At 54.0% G+C, this 12,873-nt stretch carries 14 protein-coding genes, 1 tRNA gene and 2 pseudogenes; 9 read left to right on the top strand and 8 right to left on the bottom strand.

The annotated features are described in order from the left end of the window. Positions 1–272: 272 nt before the first annotated feature. Positions 273–1,523, top strand: a complete 1,251-nt coding sequence (locus RHJ31_RS06685; RefSeq protein ID WP_302676052.1) for a SufS family cysteine desulfurase — start codon at positions 273–275, stop codon at positions 1,521–1,523. On the opposite strand, the gene RHJ31_RS06690 is transcribed toward RHJ31_RS06685, so the two are convergent. The 5 genes from RHJ31_RS06690 to RHJ31_RS06710 are packed head-to-tail and all read right to left on the bottom strand — an operon-like array spanning position 1,520 to position 4,787. After that, positions 1,520–2,878, bottom strand: coding sequence for an OB-fold nucleic acid binding domain-containing protein (locus tag RHJ31_RS06690; protein WP_302676053.1), 1,359 nt, complete (start codon positions 2,876–2,878; stop codon positions 1,520–1,522). The genes RHJ31_RS06685 and RHJ31_RS06690 overlap by 4 nt on opposite strands. Positions 2,879–2,905: 27 nt before the next feature. Next, complete coding sequence (locus RHJ31_RS06695) at positions 2,906–3,538, bottom strand: hypothetical protein (protein ID WP_206199907.1); 633 nt, start codon at positions 3,536–3,538, stop codon at positions 2,906–2,908. Further along, entirely contained in the window at positions 3,535–3,936 is a 402-nt protein-coding gene (locus tag RHJ31_RS06700; protein ID WP_315862888.1) for an HI0074 family nucleotidyltransferase substrate-binding subunit, read from the bottom strand. The genes RHJ31_RS06695 and RHJ31_RS06700 overlap by 4 nt, the downstream gene beginning before the upstream one ends. Next, positions 3,912–4,223 carry a nucleotidyltransferase family protein gene (locus RHJ31_RS06705; protein WP_302676055.1) on the bottom strand — a complete coding sequence of 104 codons (312 nt, stop codon included), beginning with the start codon at positions 4,221–4,223 and terminating at the stop codon, positions 3,912–3,914. The genes RHJ31_RS06700 and RHJ31_RS06705 overlap by 25 nt, the downstream gene beginning before the upstream one ends. A gap of 18 nt (positions 4,224–4,241) precedes the next feature. Continuing rightward, positions 4,242–4,787, bottom strand: a complete 546-nt coding sequence (locus RHJ31_RS06710; protein ID WP_149818787.1) for an Npun_F5560 family protein — start codon at positions 4,785–4,787, stop codon at positions 4,242–4,244. 59 nt (positions 4,788–4,846) lie between these two features. Here RHJ31_RS06710 and rsmH point away from each other — a divergent pair, with 59 nt between their 5' ends. The 7 genes and pseudogenes from rsmH to RHJ31_RS13160 all read left to right on the top strand — a co-directional run bounded on the left by rsmH (position 4,847) and on the right by RHJ31_RS13160 (position 9,310). Continuing rightward, on the top strand, positions 4,847–5,719 hold the full coding sequence (rsmH, locus tag RHJ31_RS06715; protein ID WP_302676056.1) for a 16S rRNA (cytosine(1402)-N(4))-methyltransferase RsmH: 873 nt from the start codon (positions 4,847–4,849) through the stop codon (positions 5,717–5,719). Positions 5,720–5,806: 87 nt separating this feature from the next. Further along, complete coding sequence (locus RHJ31_RS06720; protein ID WP_206199903.1) at positions 5,807–6,247, top strand: hypothetical protein; 441 nt, start codon at positions 5,807–5,809, stop codon at positions 6,245–6,247. A gap of 9 nt (positions 6,248–6,256) precedes the next feature. Beyond that, complete coding sequence (locus RHJ31_RS06725) at positions 6,257–8,023, top strand: penicillin-binding protein 2 (protein WP_302676057.1); 1,767 nt, start codon at positions 6,257–6,259, stop codon at positions 8,021–8,023. A 24-nt stretch (positions 8,024–8,047) separates the two neighbouring features. Next, positions 8,048–8,599, top strand: coding sequence for a photosystem II reaction center PsbP (gene psbP / locus RHJ31_RS06730; protein ID WP_302676058.1), 552 nt, complete (start codon positions 8,048–8,050; stop codon positions 8,597–8,599). An 11-nt stretch (positions 8,600–8,610) separates the two neighbouring features. Next, positions 8,611–8,683: transfer RNA gene (locus RHJ31_RS06735), tRNA-Ala, on the top strand. A gap of 84 nt (positions 8,684–8,767) precedes the next feature. Beyond that, positions 8,768–9,068: pseudogene (locus RHJ31_RS06740) on the top strand (hypothetical protein). Further along, positions 9,056–9,310 carry a hypothetical protein gene (locus RHJ31_RS13160; protein ID WP_149818778.1) on the top strand — a complete coding sequence of 85 codons (255 nt, stop codon included), beginning with the start codon at positions 9,056–9,058 and terminating at the stop codon, positions 9,308–9,310. The pseudogene RHJ31_RS06740 and the gene RHJ31_RS13160 overlap by 13 nt, the downstream one beginning before the upstream one ends. Positions 9,311–9,333: 23 nt before the next feature. On the opposite strand, the pseudogene RHJ31_RS06745 reads toward RHJ31_RS13160, so the two are convergent. The 3 genes and pseudogenes from RHJ31_RS06745 to RHJ31_RS06755 all read right to left on the bottom strand — a co-directional run. Beyond that, a pseudogene (locus RHJ31_RS06745) lies at positions 9,334–9,621 on the bottom strand (transposase); the annotation flags it as partial. A gap of 203 nt (positions 9,622–9,824) precedes the next feature. After that, positions 9,825–10,946, bottom strand: a complete 1,122-nt coding sequence (locus RHJ31_RS06750; RefSeq protein WP_302676059.1) for an aldo/keto reductase — start codon at positions 10,944–10,946, stop codon at positions 9,825–9,827. 1 nt (position 10,947) lies between these two features. Further along, positions 10,948–11,463, bottom strand: coding sequence for a bifunctional nuclease family protein (locus RHJ31_RS06755; RefSeq protein ID WP_206201676.1), 516 nt, complete (start codon positions 11,461–11,463; stop codon positions 10,948–10,950). 261 nt (positions 11,464–11,724) lie between these two features. Between RHJ31_RS06755 and wecB the strand changes: the two genes are divergently transcribed. Further along, positions 11,725–12,849: a non-hydrolyzing UDP-N-acetylglucosamine 2-epimerase gene (wecB, locus tag RHJ31_RS06760; protein WP_302676060.1), complete on the top strand. Its 1,125-nt coding sequence runs from the start codon at positions 11,725–11,727 to the stop codon at positions 12,847–12,849. The last annotated feature ends 24 nt before the right edge of the window (positions 12,850–12,873 follow it).

The raw sequence follows: 12,873 nt of genomic DNA on the forward strand, positions 1-12,873 counted from the left end.
CTTGATCTTTGGCAAAAAAGTCTTGGAGCGTCAAGGGAATTCGGGCACACTTCTAGGAATTTATACGCAGTTTATTCTTTTGCAGGGATCAAATGTCAGGATTTCATAACATTTATTCTGCACGGGGATCAAGATAGCGGTTTGCTATTCCTGTTCAGCGTCAAGCCATCCTCTGCGAGAGGGAAGGGAGTATAGTGAGAAATGTATCCCTGCAAATGCCGTGGGGACTTGCAAGGAAATTCCTGAATGTTACTGATGCCACCACAACCACTATGACGATCGCCCCGAGCCGCTCCCTCGCTGACCTTTGCCGTGCTGACTTTCCGATTTTGGCGCGACAGGTGCACGATCGCCCCCTGATTTACTTTGATAATGCGGCCACCTCCCAAAAGCCCTTAGCGGTTCTCAATACCCTTGAGGACTACTATCGTCGCTACAACTCCAACGTCCATCGGGGCGTACATACCCTGAGTGCTGAGGCGACCAAGGCCTACGAAGGGGCACGGGAAAAAGTGGCGCGTTTTGTTAATGCCCCCCATGCCGAGGAGATTATCTATACCCGCAATGCCAGTGAGGCGATTAACCTCGTGGCCTATAGCTGGGGCATGAATACGCTGCAGGCAGGGGATGAAATAATCCTGACGGTGATGGAGCACCACAGTAATTTGATTCCGTGGCAGTTTGTGGCGCAGAAAACCGGTGCTCGCCTCAAGTTTGTGCAACTCACTCCAGAGCAAACGTTTGATCTTGACCACTACGCAAGTCTTTTGAGCGATCGCACGCGATTGGTGGCCGTTGCCCATGTATCCAACACGCTGGGTTGCCTGAACCCGATTCCCGAGATTGTGCGTCTTGCCCATGCCAAGGAGGCGCGGGTACTGGTGGATGCCTGCCAAAGTGTGCCTCACCTCCCCATTGATGTGCAGCAGTTGGGCTGCGATTGGCTGGTGGCCTCCGGTCATAAAATGTGTGCACCCACGGGCATTGGTTTCCTCTGGGGACGCGCGGAACTCCTGCGGCAAATGCCCCCCTTCTTGGGCGGTGGCGAAATGATTGCCGATGTCTTTCTCGACCATGCCACCTATGCCGATATTCCCCATAAGTTTGAGGCGGGAACGCCAGCGATTGCGGAGGCGATCGCCCTTGGGGCAGCGGTGGATTATCTGAGCCAGTGGGGGATGGAGCGCATTCATGCCTACGAACAGGAACTGACGGCTTATCTCTTTGAACGTCTCCAAGAACTGGCCGATGTGACGATCTATGGCCCGAAGTCCGGCGATCGCGCTGCCTTGGCCAGCTTTACCGTTGGTGAGGTGCATCCCCACGATCTCTCGACCATCCTTGATCAGTCGGGGATTGCCATCCGCGCAGGACACCACTGCACACAGCCTTTGCACCGCCATTTAGGGGTTCAGTCCACGGCACGGGCCAGCCTCTATTTCTACAACACCCGCGCTGAAATTGATCAGTTTATTGCTGCCCTTGGGGAAGCCATTGCCTTCTTTAGGGATGTCTTTGCCTAGAGCTTGAGACTCAACAGTTCACTCGCTTCAGCCTGAAAACCGGCACTAGCAAGGGCATGGCGGGCGCGATCGGCATCCTCAACGCGAAACTGTGGTCCTAGGCGTACGTACTGGGCATGGTAGCCATCGGTCACTTTGACCACTACCGGCACCTTGGGCATGTCGCCCACCTGTTGTTTGAGCACTTCCGAGAGGCGACTTTGGGCTTGAATGTCCCCCGCTTGCTCAACAGGCAAATCCACAAGCACCAGCTTCACCGCTTCAAGGGGTTCGGCATCTTCAATCAGGAGTTGGGGGCGATCGTCGCGCATCTCTAGGGTGCCCCACAGTAGTAGCCGATGATCAAGCTGTAACTGCCCATGAATGCGCTCGTAGGCTTTGGGAAAGACGACAGCTTCCGCTTGACCCGTGAGGTCTTCCAACTGCACAATGGCCATCCGCTCGCCGCGCTTGGTGGTAATGGGCTTGAGTCCTGTCAGCAGGGCAATCACACTCACTATCCCTTGACCTGTGTACTGCTCGAGATCCGCCAAGCTAATAGGGGCAATCATGGCCGCTGGCCGATGAATATCCTTGAGGGGATGGTTCGACACATAAAATCCCAGTAGGTCTTTTTCTTGGCGGAGCTTTTCGGCATCCGGTAGGTCGTCCACTGGGGGCGCACTGGGGGCTGGGTCATAGCTACCGCCGGATTCATTGCTGGAGCCACCCGCCAACATATCAAAGAGGTTGACTTGCCCCACCGCCCGATCCTTGGCGCGCCCCTGGGCCCACTCCAGCACGAGGGGGAGATCCTGCATCAGTTGGTTGCGGTTGCGCTGCGGATGCAGACTATCCATGGCACCACAGGCAATCAGGGATTCAAGGGCACGACGGTTGAGAATGCGACTATCGCCCCCCGCACGCGGAACCCGTTCGCAAAAATCCGCCAAACTTTGAAAGGCACCCCCCTCTGCCCGTGCCTGCAAAATGGCCTCAATCACTCCCTGACCAACATTGCGTACGGCCGACAGACCAAAAAGAATTTTGTCCCCCACGGGCGTAAAGTCAATATCCGAGCGATTCACATCGGGGGGAAGAACCTCAATCCCCATGCTGAGGCAGGTGGCAATATAGCGCTGTACCTTGTCTTGGTCGCCACTATTCGCCGTGAGCAAGGCGGCCATGTACTCGACGGGAAAGTTGGCCTTGAGAAAGGCGGTTTGATAGGTCACATAGCCGTAGGCCGTGGAGTGGGACTTGTTAAAGCAATTGGCGGCGATCGCTCCATTGGCCAAGAGAAAATTGTGATCCCCAGCTAAACCAATGTCATAGACCGCTTGCCAACCCACTAGCCGCCGGCGAACAATCTTCACGCTTCACCTTTCCAAACGCTGCGCTCTCTATTCTAATCGCCGCACTGTCTCGCGAGCGGGAATCCGCAGATCCCGCAGGGGCATGGCGCTTAAACACTGGTAGTGAGCTGTGAACCAATCAGGCGTTTGCACACCAATACTGGCTAGAGCCGCCACGGTTGGAAAAGGCCACAGTCGCTCAAAGATCACTTCCCCCTGCCAGCCAAATTGCAGAAAATAGCAGCCCACCGGTGCCTGTAAGTGATCCAAGAGTCGCCGTCCGAGGGCATAGAGGGTTTGTCGCTGGCGATCGCTGGCATGGATAGGTAACTGCCATGTCCCTTCAAGGCAGCCAATGATTTCGCCAAAGAGCGTCCCCTTTGCCGTTTGCGCTAGTGGCAACTGATAGAGACCCCCTGTGCTGGTTCGTATCCCCCACTGGGTAACCAAGGCACGCAACGCTTGACACTGCTGCCAAAGCTCGGATGATGCCCAATGGGTGAGGCTATAGTCTAGCACCTGCGGTTGGGGAGCGATCGCGATCGGGGCATCGAGAGGACAGATGGCAATCTCGGCACTGTCTTGGCACTGTTGCAGCAGGGGTACCACTTGGGTCGCGACTTGATCCGCAGACAGTTCGGCTTCCCTTGGCTGTGCCGCACACCAAATCCGTATTTTCAATCCTCTAATCCTCCTGCTGCGAGGGCAGCTAACCAGCGATCCATGAGCATGGCGTGCTGTGCTAACCGCGAGAAAATTGCATCTGCCAAGGTCTCATTGTAGGTGTGGACGGTTAAGTTGCGATCATCCACCATTTTTAGCGCTAAACGGCCTTCCTCTGGAGTAAGTAGGCCAACAGCCAAGCAAGCACGGATCACGCCCTTCGGTGAGGCGATGTCTAATCCTTCGCGTTCCCGTAGATATAGTTGTGCTGCTTTCCAGACGGCTTCTAGGGTGTATTCAAATCGCTGAATTGCAGCATCCCGAATAATCGTATCTGTGCGCTTACCCAAGGGCAATTCTTGCAAAGCAGCTAGCGCTCTTTGGGCAACCACTAATCGTTCCCTGAGCCGATCCACTCAATTCCCTCTGCAATCACTCGCGATCGAAAGTCGGCGGACACTTCTGATAAATCCACGACATCGACTGGATAGATCAAATTGGACATCTCTAGGCGCTCCCGCAACTCACTCAACAGCCCCACGGGCAGTGGTGCAAGGGGCAAAATCCCGACATCTAAGTCAGAGCTTTGGCGGAGAGCACCACGGGCAGCCGAGCCGAATAGATAGACCTTGACGGGAAACCCTGTAAAAAAGTCTTCTAGTATTTTTTTGAGTTCCCGCAGATCTTCGTTGGCAGCGGTCACGCTTTGATTCCTGTCCACCTAGGTATTAAAGCTGGGAATCAAGCCAACGCGCGCAGGTTGCAATGAGGGGAATCCCTGCTGTTGTTGCTGGCGGGCTTGAGCGGCCAAGAGGGTTTGCAGATTCCGCAGTTCGGCACGCAGTTGCGCGTTTTCTTTTTCGAGGCTTTCAATTTTGAGTTTCACTTGACTCAGCCGCTCACTAAATTTTTGCCGATAGACTTCGGGCATTTCTTGGATGACGCGCTCTAGCATCTCATTGCGATCGCTCAATTCAATGACTTGAGCTTTCAATTCATTCATTTCCGCTTCACGACTTTGGCTCTGCTGCTGGTAGGCAAGGATCTGTTCTTGATAGGCAGCAATTTGTGCTTCCACCTGTTGCACTTGGGCTTGCAGCAACTTCAGGGCTGCGGCATTGGCTGCCTCGGTCTTGCGGGCTTGGTAAAAGCGCACAAATAACTCAGGATGCTGCACCATGAGTTGATAGAGTTCCTCTGAGAGTTGCTGCACGAGTTGATCCCGTATCAGCAGTTCATCGGCTAAGTTGAGGGAAGTATCGTTCACGGCGGCTGCTCTCCAAGGGATTGTGCTGTGGCAAATTTTACGCTGGTTCTGATCCGCTCATGCAAGATTTGGAATTTTCCACCTACCATCAACCGGTACTGGCAAGCGCAGTTCTGGAGGCATTGCAACCCAAGGCCGGGGGACTCTATTTGGATGCAACGGTGGGAGGTGGCGGCCACACGGCACTGCTATTGCGGAGTGAACCTACCTGTCGGGTGCTGGCGATCGATCAAGACCCGATGGCTCTAGCGGCGGCTCAGGAATTCCTCGCCCCCTTTGGCGATCGCGTCCAGTTTTGGCACGGCAACTTTGCTGATCTGCCTGTGGCTGAGCCGATGTTTGATGGCATTCTCGCAGATTTAGGCGTGAGTTCCGCCCAGTTGGATCGTCCAGAGCGGGGCTTTAGTTTTCGCTTTGATGCCCCCCTCGATATGCGCATGAATCCCGCTAACCCTTTGACAGCGGCAACGGTGATTAATCACTACAGCGAGCGAGAACTGGCGGATATTTTCTACGAATATGGCGAAGAACGCTTTGCCCGCCGCATTGCTCGCCACATTGTTGCCCGTCGTCCCCTTGCCACTACCCAAGAACTGGCGCAGTTGGTTGCCCACTGCCTCAAAGCTTCTCCGCGGCAACGCATTCATCCAGCCACACGGGTTTTTCAGGCCTTGCGGATCTATGTGAACCAAGAGCTAGCGGTGCTCGACCAATTTTTGGCGCGATCGCCCCACTGGTTAAAGGCCGCAGGGCGCATTGCCGTCATTAGCTTCCATAGCTTGGAAGATCGGCGGGTGAAGCAGGCGTGGCGTGGCAATCCCCTCTTGGCAGTTGTGACTCGTAAACCGATTGTGGCCGATGCAGCGGAAGTTGCTCTCAACCCGCGATCGCGATCGGCAAAGCTACGAATTGCAGCGCGTACTTTTGCATGAATTGCCCGAATGATGGTTTATTTATGGGTATCTTTACAGTGCGTCATAATCTTTTAGGGTAATAAATTCTGAGGAGTGCTGGAGTCTATGGTTGCTGCCCCTAAATTCAAATCCCGATTTATTCCCCAATCGTCGCCAACACTGACGGAAATTCGGCCCCTCCCCAAGCCGCAAATGCCCCTGTGGCAAAAAACTTTGCTGGGGATTCAATGGGTTTCTGGGGTGGCAGCCACCGGTGCCCTCGTGGCTGTACTGCCTCTCTATGGTTGGTCAGCCCTCTCTGAGCAGCAGTGGAGTCAAGCCTATGACCGCTTAGAAACCCTCAAACGGCAGGAGCGGGAGCTATTGGTGAGCAATGAAACCCTCCGCTATCGGGTGACACAGCAAGTCCAGCGCGCGCCCCAAGGTCTCGTGCCCCAAACGCCGCAACACGTTCTTTTTGTGCCCAATGAGGGCAAGATTGCTGCCAAAACTCATTTTGAACGCCCCCCCGTGACACCACCGCCGCAGCGCACTGTCAATTACTGATCGCTATCCATGACAACGGCCCGCCCCCAAAACCAATCCCTGCCACCCTTGCGAGTTGGCTTGATCTTTGGCTTTTTGCTGATGGTGATGGGGGGTGTGATTGCTCGCTTGGTTTATTTGCAAGTGGTTCAGGGGGAAACCTTAGCGGCACGGGCACAGCAACAACAACGGCGCTATACTCCGCCAACCTTGGCACGCTACCCAATTACCGATCGCCGAGAGACGGTTGTTGCCCTCGATCGGCCTGTGTTTACCCTCTTTGCCCATCCAATCCAGTTCAAAGTGGAGCGGCGGGCGATCGCCCGCGATCTGGCTCCTTTACTCAAGCAATCTCCAGAGCAACTGTTGGCCAAATTCAGCACCTACCCAACGGGGGTACCCATTGCCTACGACATTGATGAGGAAACTGCTGCTAAAATTCGCGCTTTGAACTACGATGGGCTAGAACTCAACCAAGCGTGGCAGCGCATTTATCCGCAGCAGGAACTCATGGCGGGCGTTGTCGGCTATGTGGATCGTGACCACCAAGGTCAAGCGGGGATTGAGTTTAGCCAAAACCAGTTTTTACTGGTTCCCCATAACCGCCAGCTCCTGTCAACCAATGCTTTGGGTCAATGGTTACCTGCCCTTGCCCCTGCGGATCCGCGGGCTTTGAGTCAGGGATACCACGTGCGCCTGACGATTGATAGTCGTCTGCAACAAACAGCACGGCAAGCCCTGCAACAGCAGTTACGCAAATTCAACGCTAAGCGGGGCACAGTCATTGTCCTAGAAGTGAAAACTGGTGCACTGCGGGCACTGGTCTCAGAGCCTTCCTACGATCCCAATCATTACTACCGTGCTGATCCGGCGCTGTTTCGCAACTGGGCGGTATCGGATCTCTATGAGCCGGGATCAACCTTCAAGCCGATCAACACCGCGATCGCCCTTGAACTCAATGCCATTACTCCCGATACGGTGCTGCCCGATGAGGGGCGGATTACGGTGGGGGGCTGGCCAATTCAAAACAGTGATTTTAGCCAACGCGGCGGCCGCGGTGCCCTCAATATTGCCCAAATTCTCGCCTACTCCAGCAATGTGGCCATGGTGCACATGATGAACCGCATTCCCGCCCGCCACTACTATCGCTATCTGCATCGCTTGGGGCTGACCGAGAAGGTGGGCAGTGATCTCCCCTTTGAAACCGCCGCCCAGTTAAAGCCCCCGGAGCAATTTATTAACTACCCCATTGAACCGGCAACAACGGCCTTTGGCCAAGGCTTTTCCCTGACGCCGCTGCATTTGGCTCAACTATTGGGGGCGATCGCCAACGGGGGAGAGATGGTCACTCCCCATGTCATTGATGGCCTCTACGATGAAAATGGCCAACTGCAAAAACGCCTTGAGCAACGCCCCCCTCGACGGGTCTTCTCGCAGCGCACCAGTCAAGCAGTGGTCAGAATGCTGGGAGAAGTGGTGCGCTTCGGTACAGGGAAACCCGCCCATATTCTCGGCTACCGCTTGGGGGGTAAAACCGGCACAGCACAAAAAGCAATTGGCGGTACCTACAGCAATCTGCGCATCACGAGCTTTGCGGCTATTTTTCCCCTTGATCAGCCGCAGTATGTGATTTTGGCGGTAGTGGATGAACCCAAGGGGGATGATGCCTACGGTTCAACGGTGGCGATTCCGATTGTGCGAGCGGTAACGGAGTCCCTGATTACGATTGAGGGCATTCCCCCCTCACATCCAGAGGAATTGCGCCGCCCCGCTACGCCAGCTTCAGTGTCACAATAGGGGAGAACAGCGCAAAAGGACGGTATGATTCAACGGTTTTTTGCCACAGCGTTGGCGATTCTTGTGGTGCTGCTGGGAGGGTGTTCGGCCACCAGTGGGCTACAGGCCTATGTGGATAGCTACGATGGCTATGAGTTTCTCTACCCCCGCGGTTGGGTACAAGTACAGGTGGATGACCCCGTGGATGTGGTCTTTCACGACATTATCGAGACGACAGAAAACGTCAGTGTGGTTGTGAATACGGTTTCCAGCACAAAGTCTCTTGAGGAATTGGGATCCCCTGAGGAGGTGGGCGATCGCCTGCTGCGAAATATCATTGCCCCAACTGAAAGCGGGCGCAGTTCTGCCTTGATCTCCGCGACCTCCCAAAAGGCAGATGACAAAACTTATTACATTCTGGAGTATGCCGTCACTCTGACGGGGGATAGGGACAATGCTCAGCAGCGACACAATTTATCGAGTATTGCTGTGAGCCGAGGCAAGGTCTATACTCTGAGTGTCTCAGCTCCAGAGGAGCGATGGCCAAAGGTAGAAGACCAATTTAAGGCCATCGTGTCCTCGTTTACCGTATATTAAAAGAAAGAACTGGGGAGTTAGCTCAGTTGGTAGAGCGTCGCGATCGCACCGCGAAGGTCAGGGATTCGAGTTCCCTACTCTCCATATTTTTGCCCCCTTTTCAATCCTCGATCGCCCCGAAGGACGATCGCGACTCCGATAGACACCCCTTGCTACCACAGTAGTTTCATGAAATTTGAAATTTCTACACCGCTTGGATTTACGGTTAAAACCTCTGAGGAGTATTGGCAACGGCTGCTCATCAAGCCCTGATATTGAGGAGTTAGAAGATTGTGTGCGGTTGGCTCTTTCTACACCAGATGAGGTTCGTCGCAGTAGCCGAGATTCAGGAGTATTATTGTTTTATCGGGTACAGCGAGAAAAACGTTGGGTTGTTGCAGTGGCACGACGCTTAAATGGAGATAGTTTTTTAATCACTGCTTATCAAACTGACGCCATTAAAGAAGGGGAGACAGTGTGGCTCAAATAAGAGTATTTTATGAGCCAGAAACAGAGCTGTTAAGTGTATTCTGGCAAGTTCCACGAAGAAACCAAGTTGCGACAGAACTTGGAGATGGGGTGATTTTGTTCAAGGATGGGGTGACTGGGGAGCCAATTGGTTTAGAAATCCTGTCATATCGTCCCGGAGACGATCGCTTTGATGCTGTCAGTGTCGTTTCAATCCTCGATCGCCCCGAAGGACGATCGCAATCTTCTAGATCAATTTTATAGCTATTCTAATAAAGAATGAGACATTATCCAGCACAATACTTGCGAATCACCTCATCAATCGAACTGTTTGACCCTGCATACATCCGCGCTCGTTTCAGCGCACTAAAGTCGTGCTCAATCACATTCAAATCAGGAGAGTATTTCGGTAAAAATAACACCTCGTGACCCGCCGCTTTCACCACTGCCTGAATCGCCCCTTTCGGATGAATCGGTGCATTATCCATCATCAACAACGAACGTTTCTCTAACGCGGGCAAACAGTACTGACTCAGCCAACTCACAAACCCTAACGTATCCCAATATCCTGAAAACCAGAAGTGTTGAAAGATAGTTTAAGAGGCTAGGAAAAAGGGAAGAAATGTTCAAAACAAGAAAAGAATAAGTTACGGCATTTTTGCAACTCTTGTCAAGTCCATTCTCAATCGGCTCAGCCCTTGTGACTACCTCGTCCTCAACTCTCAATTGTTCTTCAAAATCTGGTTGATCGACATTGTTTTTGATTTTCCCTTATTCATCAAATCCCCTGCCAAAGGCGGGTTCGCAAGGTGCCCTGCAATTGCTCATGGGCTTGCTGCAATAGGCGAGGAATCTCCAAGCCACTGGGACAGCGGGGCAAACAATCGCCACATTCAGTACAGCGGTTGGCGGGTTGACCGGGAAACCAATGCCCGGCACGACCAAACATCCCATAGCGATACTTGCCAAATTCTGTCATGTCGTAGGCCACAGCCAAGTTACGCAGCCGCAATACTTCGGGAATATGAATCTCCTCAGGGCAGGGCAAACAGGCATAACATTGTTGACACAAATCGGTGCCCAAGGTTTCCTGCATCACTGCTTGCAGGCGATCGCCCACTGCTTGCTCTTCAGCGCTCAGGGGCTCTACCTGATCAGCCACCGCCAAGGGAAAGGCCAACTCGGCAACGGTGGCTGGTCCAATACTCAAGGTGGTGATGGCAGGCTGGCTCAGCAACCAGCGATAGCTCCAATGCAGAGGGTGAAAGGGCGCACAGAGGTCTTGGAGCCGTTGGGAAGGCCGGTAGAGTTGTCCCCCTTTATCGGCTGGCGAGATGATAAAAATCCCCATATCCTGCGCAGCGGCAGCAGCGATCGCTGGGGCATTGCGTTGCTGAAAGTAGGTGTAATGGAGATTCACGAAGTCAAATTGGTTGCTAGCGATCGCCCGCAAAATCACAGACAACGATCCATGAGTGGAAAAGCCTAAAGCACCAATTACCCCCTTTGCTTGCAACTGCCGCAGCATTGCCATCCCCCCAGTGCTCAGCCATGCGAGATGCTCAGGGGTGTTGAGGCCATGGAGGGCGACACCATCTAACCGTGAGACTTGAAGACGCTCAAGGGATTGAGCAATTTGCCGCTGGACGTGATCCGCATCCCCTTGGGGCAAGAGTTTAGTGGTGATAAAAACGGGGGGCTGACCCAGTGCCTTGAGGGCACGACCAATATAGGCTTCACTGGCACCGTAGGCGGCGGCGGTTTCAATGTGGTTCATGCCGTGGGCGATCGCCCCCTCAATGACCGCCTGCATCACCTCTGGACTGCCCAAGGCACGCATCGTTCCAAGGGAAAAAACCGAGAGGTTCAGCCCCGTGCGACCAAAGCGGCGGTAGCGCATTCTAGCCTGCGGAGGAATCCTCTTCCATTCCCCGGCCCTGCTGAATAAAATCTTCAGGGCGAATCGAATCTAAAAAGCGGCGAAAGGCTTGGCGTTCTTCCTCGTCAGCATCGCGATCAACGGGAATCGAGGCATCGGCAACAACCGCTTCCATCACCCAAATCGGGCAATCACAGCGCAGGGCAAGGGCAATGGCATCGCTGGGACGAGCATCAATCTCTTTACGAGTTTCTCCTTGGCGCAGGGTGAGCACTGCGTAGTAGGTGTTGTCTTCCAAGGAATGGATCACCACCCGTTCTAGGGTCATATTCCATTCGTTGAGAATGTTGACCATCAGATCATGGGTCATCGGTCGCGGTGCTCGTTGATTTTCCAAGGCCATTAAAATTGCCCGCGCCTCATTATCACCAATCCAGATGGGCAGTGCTCGCCGTCCAGCACCGTCTTTGAGTAAGACAATTGGCGTGCGACGGTTAGTGGCATCGAGGGCAATCCCAGCAACGGTCATTTCAATCATGGCCACCTCAGCGAGGGCAATGGCGGTGCATTCCCTTCTATTATTAACATACAGTCCTTCCCACCAAGATGGCACACCCCTACCACTGTAAGACTCCCTATGGGAGAAGTAACGGAGGGGCGACGCGCAGGCATTCCTTGGGACTCCATGCTTTAGAAAAAGACTGGCGAACGACGGAATCATGGGCAGTGGCAACTAGACACTTTTTTGACGCTCGCTTCTCGGTACACTAAAGTTATTATTTTTGGTATTTAGGCGGCTATGATTGCTTCCCCGATCCCGATCTGCATTACGTTGGGTACGCGCCCGGAGGCAATCAAATTGGCATCGGTCATTCAAGCCTTCCAGCGATCGCCCCTGTTTGAACCCTACGTTGTCCTCACGGGACAGCACCGCGAAATGGTGGATCAAGTGATGGCACTGTTTGACCTGCGGGCAGATCGGGACTTGGCCATTATGCAGCCAAAGCAAACCCTCACCGAAATCACCTGTCGTGCTCTCCAAGGCTTGGAGCAACTCTATCAAGAACTCCTGCCCCGTCTTGTTTTGGTTCAGGGGGATACAACAACCGCCTTTGCCGCTACCCTTGCCGCCTTTTATCAGCAGATTCCTGTCGGCCATGTGGAAGCGGGCTTGCGCACCGACGATCTCTACAACCCCTATCCAGAAGAAGCCAACCGCCGCCTTATTTCCCAATTAGCGCAGTTGCATTTTGCCCCTACGGAACAAGCCGTCAAGAATCTTCAGGCGGCCGGGGTCACGGGTAGTATTCACTTGACGGGCAATACCGTGATTGATGCCCTGCTGCAAGTGGCCGATCGCCAGCCAGTGTGCCATGTCCCCGGCCTTGACTGGCAACAGTATCGCGTGATCCTCGCCACCGTTCACCGACGGGAAAACTGGGGTGCCCCCCTAGAAGACATTGCCAATGGTTTCCTGAAAATCTTAAACACGATTCCCGATACCGCTTTGCTCTTGCCCCTGCACCGCAATCCCACTGTGCGTGAACCCCTCAAAGCCTATTTGGGGCATCATCCCCGCGTTTTTCTGACGGAGCCACTGGACTATCTTGCTCTTGTGGCAGCGATTAAGGGAGCAACGCTCCTGCTGACGGATTCCGGTGGTCTCCAAGAGGAAGCCCCTAGCCTTGGTAAACCGGTACTGGTGTTACGGGAAACCACTGAGCGGCCGGAAGCGGTCACCGCTGGCACTGCTAAACTGGTGGGCACGTTTGCGGATACGATTGCCGCGGCAGCCATTGAACTGCTCACGGATCCAGTGGCCTACAACCGCATGGCGACGGCGATTAATCCCTTTGGCGATGGTCATGCGAGCGATCGCATCCTTGAGATTGTGACCCAGTTTTTTGCCCAGCAGACACAGTAAGGAGCCACGGCCATCTGAGGATAG

This window comes from Thermosynechococcus sp. JY1331 (assembly GCF_031583475.1).
In the GTDB taxonomy this organism is placed as follows: domain Bacteria; phylum Cyanobacteriota; class Cyanobacteriia; order Thermosynechococcales; family Thermosynechococcaceae; genus Thermosynechococcus.